Here is a 15519-nt window from a genome sequence, read left to right as displayed (position 1 = left end):
ACGGGCCGGGCAGATTGGAACTGCCCGGCCCGCGCATTTTCAAAGCATCGGGTGCTTACTCAGCCGCCCAACCGCTGACGGCTTTGACTTCCAAAAAGTCCTCGAGCCCCCAAACGCCGCCTTCGCGGCCGTTGCCCGACTGCTTCATGCCGCCAAAGGGTGAGCCTGCGCCACGGCTGGTGCCGTTCATTTCCACCATGCCCGAACGCAGGGTGCGTGCCATGCGGTTCAGGCGCTGAGGATCTTGCGTCTGGACATAGTTGGTCAGGCCATAAGGCGTGTCGTTGGCAATCTCGACCGCTTCCTCTTCGGTGTCGAAGGGGATCATGGTCAGAACCGGGCCAAAGATCTCCTCGCGCGCGATGGTCATCTGGTTGTTGGCGTCGGCAAAGACGGTGGGTTTCACATAGTAACCCTTGTTCAGGCCGTCCGGGCGACCAGTGCCACCAGCCACCAGCTTGGCGCCTTCGTCGATGCCCTTCTGGATCAGGTCCTGGATCTTGTTCCACTGCAGCTCGTTGACGACGGGGCCGATATGGCGACCTTCTTCCAAAGCGTTGCCGACGGACACCATCTGCGCGACCTGACCGGCGGTTTCGACGGCCTGATCATAGACACCGCGCTGCACCAGCATCCGGCTGGGGGCGTTACAGCTTTGGCCGGTGTTGTTCATCATGTGCAAAACACCACGCTTGATCGCCTTTTCGTCGGCGTCGTCAAAGACAACGTTGGCGCCCTTGCCGCCCAGTTCCAGGTGCACCTTCTTGAGCGTGTCGGCGGCGTTCTTGGAAATCGCGGTGCCGGCACGAGTTGAGCCGGTGAAGCTGACCATATCTACGTCCGGATGACCCGACAGTTGCGAGCCGACGCCGACACCGTCGCCGTTCACCAGGTTGAAGACACCGGCAGGGAACCCGGCCTCGTCCATCATCTCGGCAAAGATCATCGCGTTCAGCGGGCTTTGCTCGGATGGTTTCAGAACCATGGTGCACCCTGCAACAGCTGCCGCGCCGACCTTGAGCGTGATCTGGTTCATCGGCCAGTTCCACGGGGTGATCAGGGCCGCGACGCCAACAGCCTCATGAATGATGCGGTCGTTGGGGGCGTGATCGCCGAGCGGTTTTTCGAACTCAAACCTTTTGGCTGCCTTGATGAAGTTCATCAAATGCCATGCACCTGCGCCAACCTGCTGCGTGCGGGACATGTCGATCGGTGCACCCATTTCGGCGGACATGGCTTGAGCCAAGTTTTCAGTGCGGGATTGATAAACTTCGGCCAGCTTTTCGACCAGAGCAATACGCTCTTCGACCGGTGTTGCCATCCAGCCGGGCAGGGCGGCTTTGGCCGCGGCCACGGCTGCGTCCGTGTCAGCCTGTCCCCCCAAAGAGATCACTGCGCAGGGCTCTTCAGTGGAGGGATTGATGACTTCAAAGTCGTTGGTGGCGGCTGGGGCGACCCATGCGCCGTTGATATAAAAGTCGCGTTTTTCGATCATGTCTGACTCTCCTGATCCTGCCAATAAGTCGACCGATTGGTCGAATTTGTGGCCAATGTGTCACCACCCCTGGTTCCGAGCAAGGGGATTTTGAATAATTTGATCAAATTATTCGCGTGAAGCTCCTCCGCTGTCAACGCTGCGCATCGTGCCGGTCTTTGCAAGCAGGATTTGTTTCCCCTTCGTCACTTTGCCCCTGTAACCTTGCGGCAGAAACACTAAGTTGGGCGGGTCAGGACGATCCGACCCGGATTTTCATACCAAAGGAGATGAGCCATGGGTTTGCGTATTAACGATACTGTTCCGAATTTCACTGCAGAGACCGATCACGGCACCATTCAGTTCCACGACTGGATTGGCGACAGCTGGGCGATTCTGTTTTCGCACCCCAAAGACTTCACCCCCGTTTGCACAACCGAGTTTTCGGCCGTGGCACAGCTGGCCGACGAATGGGCAGCGCGCGGCACAAAAGTGATCGGCGTATCCGTTGACGGTGTCGAGGACCACAAGAAGTGGAAGGGCGACATTGAGAAATACGGTAATGCGGCAGCCGGTTTCCCGATTATCGCAGACGATGGCCTGGCTGTGTCCAAAGCCTTCGACATGCTGCCTGCCGAGGCCTATCTGCCCGACGGACGCACCCCGGCCGATAGCGCCACGGTGCGATCGGTTTTCATCATCGGACCTGACAAACAGCTGAAACTGTCGATGACCTACCCGATGACCGTGGGTCGCAACTTTGCCGAGATCCTGCGCGCCCTCGACGGGTTGCAGATGTCGTCCAAGGGGGTAGCAACACCCGCCAACTGGGTGCCGGGCGAAGATGTGATCATCCCGCCGGCCGTCAGCAATGAAGAGGCCAAGGAGAAGTTCGGCGAGTTCGAGACGATCTTCCCTTACCTGCGCAAAACCAAAGCACCGGAATAATCAGGGTTTTTGCGGGCGCAGCGCCAGTTGCGCCCGATAGACACCGCGCTTGCATTCGCGCCCCAGCTTGCCGCTGGGGCGTATTTTTGTCTGGATCGTCGATCCGCCGATTTGGCTCGCGACCTCGCGATTGCCTGCGCCCAAAACGGCGTGAACTGGTTGCCCTGTGACCCAATGCATCTGCAACAGCGTGTCCACTGGTCGGTCGATCTGATCGGTCACGGCCAACAGCCGACGCGCAGCTTCGCGGCCGACAACCTGGCAAATGCATTGCAGGCCGATGACCTTAGGCAGGATCAGTTTCAAGTCGCCCTTTTCTGCAACCACCTGGGCCGGTCGCTCGCGTTGTTTCACAGGCAGGCGAATGTAACTGTCGACCGTCGCGTGGTCCTGCAGCAGGTCCAGCGTCTGGGAAAAGCGATCCGGGTCGATCGCCAGATCATCCTCAGTAATGATGGCGAGGTCGATCTTGTCGTCAACCAACTTGCGCCAGATGCGGCGATGGCTTTGGAACACGCCGATTTCAGCGGGGCGCAGGGCAAAGGGATAATGCGGTTTGAACAGGTTGCCGGGATGGCATTGCACGTCTGCGATCTCGGCTGGGTCGCGACCGTTCACAGCCTCGATCAACTCGGCATCTGGCAGCTGCTCAACCAGTGTCTCGGCGTTGGGACGGCGTGCGGTGCTGGAAGACATGTGAATGACAAATGATCGCATGACCCGATGCATACAGCGCCGGGTCATGCGGGGAAAGCGAAACTGGGGTGGGGGCTGATTTCGCTTTCGCGGCTCAGAACTTGAAGCGGACGCCCAAGTTGACGCTGAAGTTGTCCAGATCATCCTCGACGTTACCGGTGGATACGCCTGCGGGATTGAGCCTGCTGCTCGACGCGCCAAAGGCGCGGGAATATCGGGCGTCTACGGTCAAAGCCGTGTTGCTGTTGAGATCATAGCTGACACCGGCAATCGCTTGGGCGGCAAAGCTGGTATCGCTGTCGCGGATCGCAACGCCGGGGCCATAGACCAGATCATAGCTGGTCCGCTGCGCGCCCAGACCAAAGCCCACAAACGGGGTAAAGGCACCTTGTTGCTTGAAGTCGAACAGAACATTGGCAAAGAGCGAGCTCGACGAGATGTCGCCGCTGGTGTTGACCTCGTTGCCGGGTCCATTGCCGGTGAAATTCAGGGTTTCAACATCGTTGTTGCGATAAGACAGTTCCAGCTCGACCCGGGTGCCGACGTTCGAATTGCTCCACTGCGGGATTTCGCGACCGACGGCGATCCCGATGCCGTAGCCCCCATCAAAGTCGCCAAACACCGATTGCGGTGCGCCGCCGATAGTGCCGGACAGGTTGGTGTCCTGAAGTTGATTGTATCCCAGGAACCCCTGGACGTAGTACCCATCGGGCAGGGCTTGTGCGGAAAGGGTGGTCGCTGACAGTACCAGGGCGGCGGCGGCAATAAGTGGAGGGGGACGCATCGGGTGATCCTTTGTTCAGGCATTTGATGTGGGACCATTTGCCTGTCATTCGCGTGATTGAAAGGGGTGCAGCCGTCACGTCTGTTCACAGATATTTCTGCCTCGGTGAATGAATAAAATTGGATGGGGAAAAATCCCATGATTGCCAAGGGATGCGCTGTCACATGGGTGCGAGCGTCAAATCTGACTTGGTTTGTCCAAAACGGGCTCGGCAATCAGCTCTTCGACGAAATAGCTGAGCAATTGCATCCGACCCGACACACCGGCCTTGCGATAGACGGCGGCGCATTGCGCCTTGATCGTGCCGTCCTTCGTCTGGCGCAGCGCGGCAATATCGGCAACCGACAGCCCTTTGAGCGCCAGCATGGCGACCTCGCGCTCGGCCTTGCTGAGTTGCCATTGGTCAAAGTGATCTTGGATGAGTTGCTCGAACGCGCCAGATGCCATGTCGAGCTGCCTCTGCATTCGAACCTCGCGTTGGTCCTGCGCGCGGATCTGCATCGCTGTTGCGGTGATTCCTGCAAGCAGAGCAAGGCTCAGCACCATTTCGAAGGCATGAAGATCGCGAAAGCCCAAGGGCTCGGGCATCCCGGTCCAATCGAACAGTCCATCGATGACAAAGAAGGCGGCGCAGACAGCCTGCACCACCAACACGAGCCACAACCAAGCCTTGCCGGAATTCTTCAAGTGGCTCCCTTTCCGAGACGCGCTCAGTCGTCCTCTTTTTCCATCTCGATCTCGACTACCGAACCGTCAGCCTGGTTCAGCACCAACTCAGTTTCCACACCATCCTTGAGGACTTCAACCTCGATCTCGTCGTCTTCGAACTCGATCTCTTGCACTTGATACCCTTGCTCTTCGAGCATGGCGCGGATCGCAGCCACTTCGGTGCCCAAGGTATCACCGATGTTGAAGTTGGCCATAGCGATGGCAGGGGCCGCCAGCATTGCGGTGATCAGGGCCAGGGTTTTGATAGTGGTCATTGGGTCTCTCCTTTTCGGTGTTGATGATGGCACCGAGTTGGGAGTCGATGGCCGAGGCTGCGATTGGTTTTTGGTTGATTTGGCCGCTATTGCACCAGGGTTTATGCGGTTTTGGCCCGCTGGCGGACCCAAGCTGCGATCAGCGGCCAGATCTCTTTCCGTGCAGGGGTCGAGGCCAGGATGCGGCCGTGCTCATAATCCTCGGCGAAACCGTGTTCCTGGCTGCAATGGCGGACGGTGTGGTCAGTGCTGCCAAAGGCATTGGCAAAACTCTCGCATCCTGCGCGGGGGGCTACAAAGTGGTCACCGCCTGCGATCAGGCACAGCAGGGGGAAATTCAGCGCCGTCAAGGCGGGCAGATAGTCAAAGCCGTCTGATCCCAGAAACGCGCCGTCGAGGTTCCAACGACACCATTGCCGCATCAGCGCTGCGCTTTCCGGTTCTGACCCGACACCCAACTGGCGTGGCGGGATGATGTCGATCGTTTCCAGATACTGCGCCATCTCGGCAATGCGTTGGCGGTGCTGGGGGCGTTCTGCAGCCAGATGCGCTTGGGCGGCCATTGTGACAAGGCCATGGACGCTATCATTGGCCAGTTCGGGGTTTCGGGCCGCCCACATGCCCACAATCAACCCGCCGCCGGAATGTGTGACAAAAAAGGCCGAGCGTTTGCCGGTCTCGGTCTGAACCAGCTTCAGAACCGCCGGAATGTCGACTTGTGCAACGGTATCAAAATCAAAGGGCCCGTCCGGCATCTCGCTGCCGCCCCGCCCGCGCCAGTCCATGGACCAGACATCCATGCCATCGTCGGCCAGCTGGCGGGCCAAGCCGGTGCACCCCTCGTGACTGGAAAAGGTGCCATGCACCACGATGACTGGAACGCCGCCGGGATTGGCAAAGCGATAACAGGCGATGCCAACATCATCGGCACACCGGGCAGTGTATCGGATCGGAGATACCTGAGGATCGGTTTGCATGACAAAATGCTAGCAGGCGAACGAGCGCCAAAGCAGCCGAAACCCCACGTAACGATTTGCACTGAACCAACGAAAAAGGCCCCGACACTTGGTCAGGGCCTTCTGAAAGAGATTGGACTGGGATCAGTCCTCTTTCTTTTCTTTTTTCTCAGGTGCGATCTCTTCGCCGGTTTCCTGATCGACGATTTTCATCGACAGGCGAACCTTGCCGCGATCGTCAAAGCCCAGAAGCTTGACTTTCACTTCCTGACCTTCCTTCAAAACGTCCGAAGGGTGGTTCAGGCGGCGGTTTTCGATCTGCGACACGTGCACCAGACCGTCGCGCTTGCCAAAGAAGTTCACGAAGGCACCGAAGTCGACGATCTTGACGACTTTACCGGTGTAGATCGCGCCTTCTTCGGGCTCTGCCACGATCGAGTGGATCATGTCGTAGGCCTTCTTGATGGCTTCGCCGTTGGGCGATGCGATCTTGATGATGCCTTCGTCGTTGATGTCGACCTTGGCACCCGACACTTCGACGATCTCGCGGATCACTTTACCACCCGAACCGATTACTTCACGGATCTTGTCGGTGGGGATCTGCATGGTTTCGATGCGCGGAGCGTGGACCGAGAATTCGTTGGTCTCGGACAGCGCCTTGGACATTTCACCCAGGATGTGGATACGGCCGTCTTTGGCTTGTGCCAGGGCTTTTTCCATGATCTCGGGCGTGATGCCTGCAACCTTGATGTCCATCTGCAGCGAGGTGATGCCGTTTTCGGTACCCGCCACTTTGAAGTCCATGTCGCCCAGGTGGTCTTCGTCGCCCAGGATGTCGGACAGGATCGCATACGAACCGTCGTCTTCCAGGATCAGACCCATTGCCACACCAGCAACCGGTGCTTTCAGCGGAACGCCTGCGTCCATCATGGACAGCGAGCCACCACAGACCGACGCCATCGAGCTGGAGCCGTTGGATTCGGTGATTTCCGACACAACGCGGACGGTATAGGGGAAATCGGTTGCTGCGGGCAGAACGGCCTGAAGGGCGCGCCATGCCAGTTTACCGTGACCGATTTCGCGGCGACCCGGAGGGCCCACGCGACCCACTTCGCCAACCGAATAGGGAGGGAAGTTGTAGTGCAGCAGGAAGTTCGATTTGAAGTTGCCGTGCAGGGCGTCGATGAACTGCTCATCATCGCCGGTGCCCAGGGTGGTTACAACCAGACCTTGGGTTTCGCCACGGGTGAACAGGGCCGAACCGTGCGTACGCGGCAGCAGACCGGTTTCCGACACGATGTCGCGGATTTCGTCGGTCCGGCGACCGTCGATACGTTTGCCAGTTTTGACAACGTCACCGCGCAGGATGCCTGCTTCGAGCTTTTTCAGCGCCGAACCCAGGTTCGCGTCTTCCAGTTGCTCTTCGGTCAGGGCTGCCTTGATTGTTTCGCGAGCGGCGGCAACAGCGGCGGTGCGCTCTTGCTTGTCGCTAATCGCAAATGCGGCGCGCATTTCGGTTTCGCCAGCAGCTTTGACCGCGTCGTACAGCTCCGAGTAATCCGGGGGTGTAAAGTCGAACGGCTCGTTTGCAGCTTCTTCGGCCAGCGAGATGATCAGGTCGATAACCGGTTGGATCTGCTCGTGCGCGAATTTGACGGCGCCCAGCATTTCAGCTTCGGTCAGTTCGTAGGCTTCGGATTCGACCATCATCACGGCGTCTTTGGTGCCGGCAACAACCAGGTCCAGACGCTGTTCGGGGTTCAGGCGCAGGTCCTGCATGTCATCGACGGTCGGGTTCAGAACGTATTCACCGTCCTCGAAACCAACCCGCGCACCGGCGATCGGGCCCATGAACGGAGCGCCCGACAGGGTCAGCGCAGCCGAGGCGGCGATCATTGCAACCATGTCCGGGTCGTTGACCAGGTCGTGGCTCAGCACGGTGCACATCACCAGAACTTCGTTTTTGAAGCCGGGCACAAACAGCGGGCGGATCGGGCGGTCGATCAGACGCGCGGTCAACGTCTCTTTCTCGGTCGGGCGCGCCTCGCGCTTGAAGAAGCCACCCGGAACTTTACCGGCGGCATAGTATTTCTCTTGGTAGTGAACGGTCAGCGGGAAAAAGTCCTGGCCGGGCTTTTGCTGACGGGCAAAGGTCACGTTGGCCATGACGCTGGTTTCGCCCAAAGTGGCGATGACCGAGCCGTCGGCCTGACGGGCAACCTTGCCGGTTTCCAGTGTGAGCGTCTCTTCGCCCCACTGCATGGATTTCGTTGTTACGTTAAACATCTAGCGTATCCTAAAAGGGAGCACTCGCGGGCCCTCCCGCGTCTCCCGATTGCATGACGGCCCCATTGCCGCCGACCCCTGTTATCTTCCTTCACGGTGCCAGGGTCCGTGCACCACGTCTCAGATGCTGCCGCCCTTACATCAGTTTGCCCCCAATTGAAAGGGGACTGACCAGGGTTCTGGCTGAATATCCGTCACCGTCCCGGAAATGGGGCGGTGCGCACTTGGTTCTGTGGCGACACGCTACTGCAACTGCAAGATATCGGGCACGCAGAGCTTGCGGTTCTCCGGCATTTTCGATGCCCCGTCCGAGCGTTTTAGGCGGCGGGGACCATCCTTGACCTTGACCTTTGGGTCGTTCAGCGATCCCTTGAGTGTGAAGGGCCAAGGACTGCGCGACAGCGGCTTGCCAATGCGCCGAGGCTGCCCGGTAATGTCCAGCGTCTTGCCTTTCAGATTCACGTTGCCAAAGACCACCACTTGCACCTGATCGGTTTCCACCACGATCTGCTTGGTCGAAACCTGCCCGTTCGAGAAGTACAGCGGAGCGCGGGCACAGACGATGGGGGCGGTTTTGCCGCGCTCCTTCGAGAAAAGCCAGGGCAGAACGCCCAGACCGGCAATATCCAGCAATTGCGTGTCGATGGTCCCGTTGCGCATCGAGACAAAGGCCGAGCCCTGCATTGTGGCCAGGAAATCTTTCACCGATTTGTGGTGCCCTTGCAGCTTGAACTCGCCGTTGACCACTCCGCTGGCGGGCTTCTTGAAGTTGATCGCTTGCATGATCTCGCCAAAGTCCCATCCGTCAGTGGACCCCTCAACCCTTAGGGTGTCGGGATCTTCCTTCATGTCCATCAGGCCTGTGATGTTGAAATGACCGCCGCCATAGCTGAAATCGACCGGCCCCAACTGGGCTTTGCCTTCGGCGAATTCAAACGCGCTTTGCAGGCTGGTGGTGCCTGCGTCGCCTTCAAGTTTTCGCAGATCGATCTGCACGCTCAGGTCCATGCCAGACAGCAGGATGGTTCGGCCGAGCGGTTCCAGCGTCACATCCCGCAACGGTCCGCTTGCGGGCTCTTCCTCGCTCAGCACGAGCGGTTGGATCTCATTTGTTTCGGCAGGCTCTTCTGCGCTCTCAGCCTGTGGGTTGAGCTTTGATAGCTGGAGCGCCGAGGCGGCGATATCGCGTAGGTGATTGATCCGGATCAGATCGCTTTCAACCGTGCCGCGCACCACCGGGTGCGGGTCGGCCATGTCCAAGGACATCGCCAGATCCAGTTCCGAGTCGCCCACGTCTACGGCCATCGCGGTTTCCCAGGCCGTGTCCTGGCTGGTCAAGTCGATGGCCAGCTGCACCTGGCCTGTGTCGATTGGTTTCAACTCCAGCGTTTCGAGCAGCTTGGCGCCTGAGGGGACATCGACCTTAACATGCAGATCGACATCCTCGAATTTGAGCGCATTGTGCACCGAGCCGGTTACATCCAGATGCCACAGGTCGGAGCCTTGCGATTTGGCCTGAAGCTCGCTCAGCGACAGAACCTTCGCGTTGCCCTTCAGGCGAAAACCGCCCACCAACTTGCCCAGATCACCAGCCGCCGCAAACCCCTCGGGCGCAATCAGACTTGAGGCCGAAATCAACAGGTCGGCGCCAAAGTCGATCCCCTCCAGTCGCAGCGCATCCTCGACGGCACCTTCGACAACCAGAAACGGTGCATCAGGAGGGCCAATCCGCAGGACAGCGTTGCCGAGGCGCAGCAACCCGTCGGGCGTGCGTGAGATGCCAGAGACCTCAACCGGGGGCGGGCCTTCGCCGGTTGTGTCCAGAACAAAACCATTGGTGGCGATCACCATACCTCGTTTCGGGATGCCGTTTGGTTGCGCCTCAAGGGTCATGTCGACCCCCACCAGTTTCAAGTCACGCCGCAGTGTTGCGGGGGGCGGCAAGGCGTCATCGGGATAGAGGCGAATGCGGGTGTCGAGCGAGACATCGGCTGCATTTCCCATTTCCCCCAACTCGCCTGTCACCGTCAGGCTTTGACCGGTGTCCAATGCCACTGCAACGTTCACATCCGTTACCCGCGCTGGTCCGTCCGAGGTATGCATCTTGGCGCTGATCTTGCCGTTGCCCGAGATCGGCTTTTGCAACTTCAGAGCATCCAGCAACTGCCCCAGCTCTTGGATCTCGGCGTTGATCGAGGTGACATATCCACCGTCCGTGGGATCCCCAGACAGGTCGACGCGCATCTGGTCAAAACGGATATTGGCGGAAAACGGATCCCCTTTGGCAAATGTGCCGTCCAAGTCGAAAGTCTCACCGTTCAGTGCACCGCTGCCCGATAGGGTCAAGGGCGCCGATGGTGTTTCTTGGGTCAGGCCAAACGTGCTCATCTGAACATCAAGGTCCAGGCCGTTTCGCGCGTCCTGATACAGAACACTGCTGTCGGACAGCTGAATCCCTTGACCGGACAGCAAGCTCAGTGGGTTGAAGGAAACGCTGCCCTGCGGGTTGGTGACCTCGGTGTTGGCAGGCGCATCCGATATCGCGTTTGTCCAACCACTGTGCCCGTTTTCATCTACGACAACTGTGACACGGGCCCCCGTGGCGGTCAGATTGGACAAGGTGACCCGACCTTGCATCAGATCCCGTGCCGCCAGATCGAAGTCGAGGCTCACGAGATCCGCCAGATTGCTGTCGGGATTGGCGTCGTTGAGAAGCACTACGTCCTGCGCGGTGATGTGCAGGACGGACCCCAGATCGACCGTCACGCCGCCATTTATGGCAACGTCTTGTCCCAACTTGTCCTGCAGTGCGCGGGCCACGAGGGCGCCCCGAGGGCCTGCTAACAGCGATGAGGACAACAGCAGCCACAGGCCAACGACGCACAACACCACAAGGCCCAAAAGGAACAGGGCCAGCTTTTTGAAAAGGGATGACACGATAAACTCCGGCGAAAGATCTATGTGACGGACTGTATCACAGGCCGACCTATGCGCAATTTATCATGTGTGGAGTTGTGAAGGTTTCAACAAAAAAGGCGCCCGCCGGGTGGCGAGCGCCAAATACTGACAAAATCCAGGTTGAACCGGTTTTCGTCGATGCCCCGCGGTTAGCGGCGCAGACCCAGGCGTTTGATCAGGTCCTGGTAACGGGCCTCATCCTTGCCTTTCAGGTAGTCCAGCAGCTTGCGGCGCTGAGCAACCATCTTGAGCAGACCACGGCGGCCGTGGTTGTCTTTTTTGTGGGTCTTGAAGTGTTCAGTCAGAGTCGAGATGCGCGAGCTCAGAACAGCAACCTGAACTTCGGGCGAACCTGTGTCGCCTTCTTTGGTTGCGAACTCGGTCATGACGCGTGCTTTTTCTGCAGCAGTGATCGACATCGGGGTCTCCTTTACAAGGTTAGAGTGGATGGCGCAGGCCGGGATGTCGTCCAGCACAGGCCCGTGGAGATGTCTGTCGTAAACCCAGCCAAATGGCCGAATCCCCGACAGATGCGCGGATATAGGCGGTTTTGGTGGAATTGGCAAAAGGTTTGTGATGCGTTGTGCAGGGCCCGGAACCAGCACCCCTGGTTTGGAACCGCCAAGGGATCAACTGGCGAGGCTGAACGCGCTCACTTCGCTTTGGTCCACAATCAGGATGTCCGATGCCAGGACTTCAGCGTCGCCGCGCAGCAGCGCGACCTCTTCGCCGTTGACCGTCACACGGTTGAGATTGGCGTTGTTCGGGTCTGGCTGCACCTCGATCTGCGGATCGGGATCACCTTGCAGGTCCCAGCTGATAAGCAGGCGATCCTGAGTGGGGTCGAAATCCATGATGTCAGCGGCCTCTCCATCCAGGATCCAGTCGCCAAGGATGATCTGATCCGCACCGGACCCGGCGGTCACAATGTCGCCTTCACCCGCGACGATGGTGTCATTGCCTTCGCCACCGTTCAGATAATCCGGCCCGCTTTCTGATCCGTCGTCGTCCTGCCCGTTGATCAGGTCATTGCCTCGGCCACCAAACAGCGTGTCTTCGCCTGCGCCACCAATCAGCGTGTCGTTGCCATAGCCGCCATGCAGGGCGTCGTCACCGTCATCCCCGGCCAGAGAATCGGCATCCTGACCGCCATAGAGCGTGTCGTTTCCGTCGCCGCCCCGCATCTGATCCGAGCCAAAATGGCCGAAAAGCTCGTCATTACCATCGCCGCCGTTCATGATGTCGGCGCCGTCTTCGCCATGCAGCACATCATTATCCGCTCCGCCTTCCATGACATCATCCCCGTCGGCGCCATGAAGTATGTCGTCGCCCAACCCGCCCGATACGGTGTCGTCGCCATCGTAGCCATTGATCTGGTCACTGCCGTCGCCACCGTCGATGGCGTTGTCGTCATCGGTCCCGGCCAGCACCAAACCTGTGTCGTCGGTATCGTCGTCCTGGTTGTCTTGAAGGCTGACTTCTTGTGGCGCGATTTGCTGGTTTTCAGGGTGAGTCGGGTCATTGTCAACGAGGTCGTCATCAGGGCGAATATCGTCATTCGCCTCGGTTTCATTGGCAGTTTCATCTGCAAGAAACACGACGCTACCGGCTGCCACCAGGCCCAGTAATCCTGCTAGTGCCAACATATTAGAACTCCAAGCACACGTCACCCACTGCTGTCATTTAGTCACGGAAGCCGAGGCGGGTCAAAATAGGATTGCGGGAATGGTTAACGCGCGCCCGCGGGAAACCAGCGTTCCGGTTTCTGCGAGTAGGAAATATATAGCGGGTGTTTCGGATGCCCGGCCTTGGTCAAGCCAAGGTGGAACACTGGGTGCTCAGTGCCGCGCAGCAGGTGTTCAACAGCGGACCCTCGGTCCAGATGTTCGCCATGCGTGCCCCAGGCGGCGACCACCTGATCGGCCCAGCCGACACCAGCCAGAATGGTCGCGTCATTCTCGGGGCCAACCGGATCAGCCGCGGCGCGCATCTTGCGCGGGTCGGTGTCGCGCCAGGCAAAGATGTTGGTCACCTGGAACGCGCCAAACCCCAAGGCGCGTGCCCTGCGTTCGCAGCGTTCCACGGTGGGGTCGTTCTGTACCTCGGTCGCGGTTGAGGGGTTCAGCATCACGAACAGCACCTTGCCGCCCGCGGGATCCCAGACCCGGGTCAGGCTGTAGCGATAGCGTTCGCAATCGGAATAAACGGCGGTCGAGGGCGCGTCGCCCTTGGTATGAGTGCGCGTGATCATGAGCGTTGGCTAGCACGTCATGATCGCTCAGGCCACTGGCTTCATTTTGGCTGAACAAAAACCCGACTGGGGTGCAATTCACCCGACTTGTAAGTGCCAACCGCAACTGCCTGACCATCGAGCGAAGCCCAGGCCTCGTCGCCGTATTCCACGTCAGATGCCAGCACCATGCCGGGGTTGCCGTTGCGCAGACGGGCGGCACCTTCGGGGGTGCATTTCAGCTCGGGCAGCTCTGCCAGGCCTTGTTCCAGCGGGTGGAGGAATTCGTCCAGTGCCGGGGTTTTGGCCAATTCGTTGATCTGCTCAAGTGTGATGCCGTCTTGCGCCTCGAACGGGCCAGACCAGATGCGGCGCAGCTCCTTGACGTGACCGTGACAACCCAAAGCCGCACCCAGGTCACGCGCGATCGAGCGGACATAGCCGCCTTTGCCGCAGGTCATCTCCAGCAGCACGTGATCGGCGTCGGGGCGATCCACCAGGATCAGTTCCTCGACCCAGAGGGGGCGGGCAGACAGTTCGAAATCCTCATCCCCGTCACGGGCGAGTTTATAGGCACGCTGCCCGTCGATTTTGACGGCCGAGAATTTGGGCGGCACTTGCATGATGTCACCCAGAAAGGGCTGCAACGCCTCTTTGATGTCGTCATCGCTGGGGCGCGCATCGGACGATGCGATCACTTCGCCTTCGGCATCATCGGTGTTGGTGGCCTGACCCAAACGCACGGTGAAAGTATAGGCCTTCAAAGCGTCCGTGATGTAGGGAACGGTTTTGGTTGCTTCGCCCAGGGCAACGGCCAGCACGCCGGTGGCTTCGGGGTCCAGGGTGCCTGCATGGCCCGCCTTCTTGGCGTCCATCGCCCAACGGACCTTGTTGACCACGGCGGTCGACGTCATGCCTGCAGGCTTGTCGACCACCAGCCAACCGGAAATGTCGCGACCCTTGCGTTTGCGTGCCATGATGCCCCTCGAACATGTTTGAGGCGCGCGACCTAACGGATTGGCCGCGCCCTGTCAAACTCGCATTTTTGCAAGGTTGCGTCAGCCCAACAGGTTCACTCGTGCGGGGCGACGACGCCCACGATCGGACCCATTGAGAACCCGGCGTCGGCTCGGTTCAATTGCGGTGCGTAGAGACGCGAGATATTGCCGTCGAAATAGAGCGCATTTGGGGTCTTGAGCACGTCGCGAAACAGCGAGCCAAACTCGTGAAAGGTGACGGCGTTTTTCGATATGGCAAAGACGGCGCGCTTACCGTCCGCGCTGGTTCCCACGCCGTTGCGCAAATAGCGCGAAGTGCTGTCGGGAAGAAACCGGGGATGAAGGGCACCGTCGATCACCAGCATTGGCCCGGATTGGGTGGCGAAACGGCAATCCGGCTCGGCGGCCTGAAACGCCAGCGTCTCAAATACGCGTGCCTTGCTCGGTTCGATGCAAAGCACACCGTTTGGCAACAGGCCAAAGTTTCCCGGGCCTGCATTGGACACAACCCGCATCTCTTCGGTGCCGTCCTCGACGTAATGACCAACAGGGGAACGGTCCGAGTGATACATGCCCGCGTTCATGGCAAAGGTCAGTTGCTTGCCTTCGCCCTTTAGCTCGGAATCGACGGCGGAAAACTGACCCAGAACCTCGCCCTGCTCATCGCGCAGGAACAAGCGCAGCTCGTCGGTGGTCAGATCGACCTCGCAGATGGAATACCGGTTGCCGTCATGGGACAGGTCCTGACATTCCAGCGCCGCCGCCGGTGCGGCCACCACAGCGGCCAATCCGATCAGCAGCGCCCGGATCACTCGTCCAGATCGCGGCGCACCGCGTCCTGTTCGAACATGCGTCGGGTGTCGTCCATCTGGTCGAATGTCTCGTCCAAGCGGAACCGCAAGTCGGGCGAGAACTTGAGCCCCACCTTCTTGCCGATCACACGACGTAGCTCACCCTTGTTTCGGGCCAGCAATTTGAGCACCTCGTCCTGGCCTTTGCCACCCAGGGGCAGAACATAGGCGGTCGCGATCTTGAGATCGGGTGATGTGCGGACCTCGCCGACAGTGATCGACATGCGGTTGAGGTCGGGATCATGCACGTCGCCGCGTGCCAGCACCTCGGACAAGGTGCGGCGGATAAGTTCGCCGACGCGCAGCTGACGTTGGGACGGGCCTGGCCCGTCGTGGAATTTGTTCTTGGCCATAT

Annotated in this window: 15 protein-coding genes; 1 reads left to right on the top strand and 14 read right to left on the bottom strand. The window is 59.4% G+C overall.

The genetic code is table 11. The features are described from left to right. Positions 1-55: 55 nt before the first annotated feature. Positions 56-1495: an aldehyde dehydrogenase family protein gene (locus TRM7615_RS00495; RefSeq protein ID WP_108784958.1), complete on the bottom strand. Its 1440-nt coding sequence runs from the start codon at positions 1493-1495 to the stop codon at positions 56-58. 276 nt (positions 1496-1771) lie between these two features. On the opposite strand from TRM7615_RS00495, the gene TRM7615_RS00490 reads away from it, so the two are divergent. Continuing rightward, positions 1772-2422 carry a peroxiredoxin gene (locus TRM7615_RS00490; protein WP_108784957.1) on the top strand — a complete coding sequence of 217 codons (651 nt, stop codon included), beginning with the start codon at positions 1772-1774 and terminating at the stop codon, positions 2420-2422. On the opposite strand, the gene TRM7615_RS00485 is transcribed toward TRM7615_RS00490, so the two are convergent. The 13 genes from TRM7615_RS00485 to rbfA form a co-directional block, all read right to left on the bottom strand. After that, positions 2423-3139: a glycosyltransferase family 25 protein gene (locus TRM7615_RS00485; protein ID WP_108785450.1), complete on the bottom strand. Its 717-nt coding sequence runs from the start codon at positions 3137-3139 to the stop codon at positions 2423-2425. A 73-nt stretch (positions 3140-3212) separates the two neighbouring features. Further along, positions 3213-3902 (bottom strand): outer membrane protein, encoded by a 690-nt coding sequence (locus tag TRM7615_RS00480; protein WP_108784956.1) that lies wholly within the window; start codon positions 3900-3902, stop codon positions 3213-3215. Between the two features lie 177 nt (positions 3903-4079). Continuing rightward, the gene (locus TRM7615_RS00475) at positions 4080-4589 is read right to left on the bottom strand and encodes a helix-turn-helix transcriptional regulator (RefSeq protein ID WP_108784955.1); all 510 of its coding nucleotides are present in this window, start codon (positions 4587-4589) and stop codon (positions 4080-4082) included. 23 nt (positions 4590-4612) lie between these two features. After that, complete coding sequence (locus TRM7615_RS00470; RefSeq protein WP_108784954.1) at positions 4613-4885, bottom strand: PepSY domain-containing protein; 273 nt, start codon at positions 4883-4885, stop codon at positions 4613-4615. 101 nt (positions 4886-4986) lie between these two features. Next, on the bottom strand, positions 4987-5862 hold the full coding sequence (locus TRM7615_RS00465; protein ID WP_108784953.1) for an alpha/beta fold hydrolase: 876 nt from the start codon (positions 5860-5862) through the stop codon (positions 4987-4989). Between the two features lie 123 nt (positions 5863-5985). Continuing rightward, positions 5986-8127, bottom strand: coding sequence for a polyribonucleotide nucleotidyltransferase (gene pnp / locus TRM7615_RS00460; RefSeq protein WP_108784952.1), 2142 nt, complete (start codon positions 8125-8127; stop codon positions 5986-5988). Positions 8128-8370: 243 nt separating this feature from the next. Beyond that, complete coding sequence (locus TRM7615_RS00455) at positions 8371-11064, bottom strand: AsmA family protein (RefSeq protein ID WP_108784951.1); 2694 nt, start codon at positions 11062-11064, stop codon at positions 8371-8373. Between the two features lie 170 nt (positions 11065-11234). Continuing rightward, positions 11235-11504, bottom strand: coding sequence for a 30S ribosomal protein S15 (gene rpsO, locus TRM7615_RS00450; protein ID WP_085796999.1), 270 nt, complete (start codon positions 11502-11504; stop codon positions 11235-11237). 210 nt (positions 11505-11714) lie between these two features. Next, complete coding sequence (locus TRM7615_RS00445) at positions 11715-12731, bottom strand: calcium-binding protein (protein ID WP_108784950.1); 1017 nt, start codon at positions 12729-12731, stop codon at positions 11715-11717. Between the two features lie 83 nt (positions 12732-12814). Next, complete coding sequence (locus TRM7615_RS00440; RefSeq protein ID WP_108784949.1) at positions 12815-13336, bottom strand: DUF1643 domain-containing protein; 522 nt, start codon at positions 13334-13336, stop codon at positions 12815-12817. A gap of 41 nt (positions 13337-13377) precedes the next feature. Beyond that, complete coding sequence (gene truB, locus TRM7615_RS00435; RefSeq protein WP_108784948.1) at positions 13378-14292, bottom strand: tRNA pseudouridine(55) synthase TruB; 915 nt, start codon at positions 14290-14292, stop codon at positions 13378-13380. Positions 14293-14387: 95 nt separating this feature from the next. After that, on the bottom strand, positions 14388-15125 hold the full coding sequence (locus TRM7615_RS00430) for a phosphodiester glycosidase family protein (protein ID WP_108784947.1): 738 nt from the start codon (positions 15123-15125) through the stop codon (positions 14388-14390). Beyond that, positions 15122-15517 carry a 30S ribosome-binding factor RbfA gene (gene rbfA, locus TRM7615_RS00425; RefSeq protein ID WP_108784946.1) on the bottom strand — a complete coding sequence of 132 codons (396 nt, stop codon included), beginning with the start codon at positions 15515-15517 and terminating at the stop codon, positions 15122-15124. The genes TRM7615_RS00430 and rbfA overlap by 4 nt, the downstream gene beginning before the upstream one ends. Positions 15518-15519: the final 2 nt, after the last annotated feature.

The sequence above is a fragment of the Falsiruegeria mediterranea M17 genome, assembly GCF_900302455.1.
In the GTDB taxonomy this organism is placed as follows: Bacteria; Pseudomonadota; Alphaproteobacteria; order Rhodobacterales; family Rhodobacteraceae; genus Falsiruegeria; species Falsiruegeria mediterranea.
The sequence above is the reverse complement of the archived record's forward strand: the minus strand, read 5'-3'. Positions and strand labels throughout refer to the sequence as shown.

Bases quoted from the DNA above. Each gene is read 5' to 3' on its own strand.
- rpsO (WP_085796999.1), bottom strand. From the start codon at position 11,504: ATGTCGATCACTGCTGCAGAAAAAGCACGCGTCATGACCGAGTTCGCA.
- TRM7615_RS00470 (WP_108784954.1), bottom strand. From the start codon at position 4,885: ATGACCACTATCAAAACCCTGGCCCTGATCACCGCAATGCTGGCGGCC.
- TRM7615_RS00485 (WP_108785450.1), bottom strand. From the start codon at position 3,139: ATGCGATCATTTGTCATTCACATGTCTTCCAGCACCGCACGCCGTCCC.
- TRM7615_RS00445 (WP_108784950.1), bottom strand. From the start codon at position 12,731: ATGTTGGCACTAGCAGGATTACTGGGCCTGGTGGCAGCCGGTAGCGTC.
- TRM7615_RS00440 (WP_108784949.1), bottom strand. From the start codon at position 13,336: ATGATCACGCGCACTCATACCAAGGGCGACGCGCCCTCGACCGCCGTT.
- TRM7615_RS00465 (WP_108784953.1), bottom strand. From the start codon at position 5,862: ATGCAAACCGATCCTCAGGTATCTCCGATCCGATACACTGCCCGGTGT.
- pnp (WP_108784952.1), bottom strand. From the start codon at position 8,127: ATGTTTAACGTAACAACGAAATCCATGCAGTGGGGCGAAGAGACGCTC.
- TRM7615_RS00495 (WP_108784958.1), bottom strand. From the start codon at position 1,495: ATGATCGAAAAACGCGACTTTTATATCAACGGCGCATGGGTCGCCCCA.
- TRM7615_RS00490 (WP_108784957.1), top strand. From the start codon at position 1,772: ATGGGTTTGCGTATTAACGATACTGTTCCGAATTTCACTGCAGAGACC.
- truB (WP_108784948.1), bottom strand. From the start codon at position 14,292: ATGGCACGCAAACGCAAGGGTCGCGACATTTCCGGTTGGCTGGTGGTC.
- TRM7615_RS00480 (WP_108784956.1), bottom strand. From the start codon at position 3,902: ATGCGTCCCCCTCCACTTATTGCCGCCGCCGCCCTGGTACTGTCAGCG.
- rbfA (WP_108784946.1), bottom strand. From the start codon at position 15,517: ATGGCCAAGAACAAATTCCACGACGGGCCAGGCCCGTCCCAACGTCAG.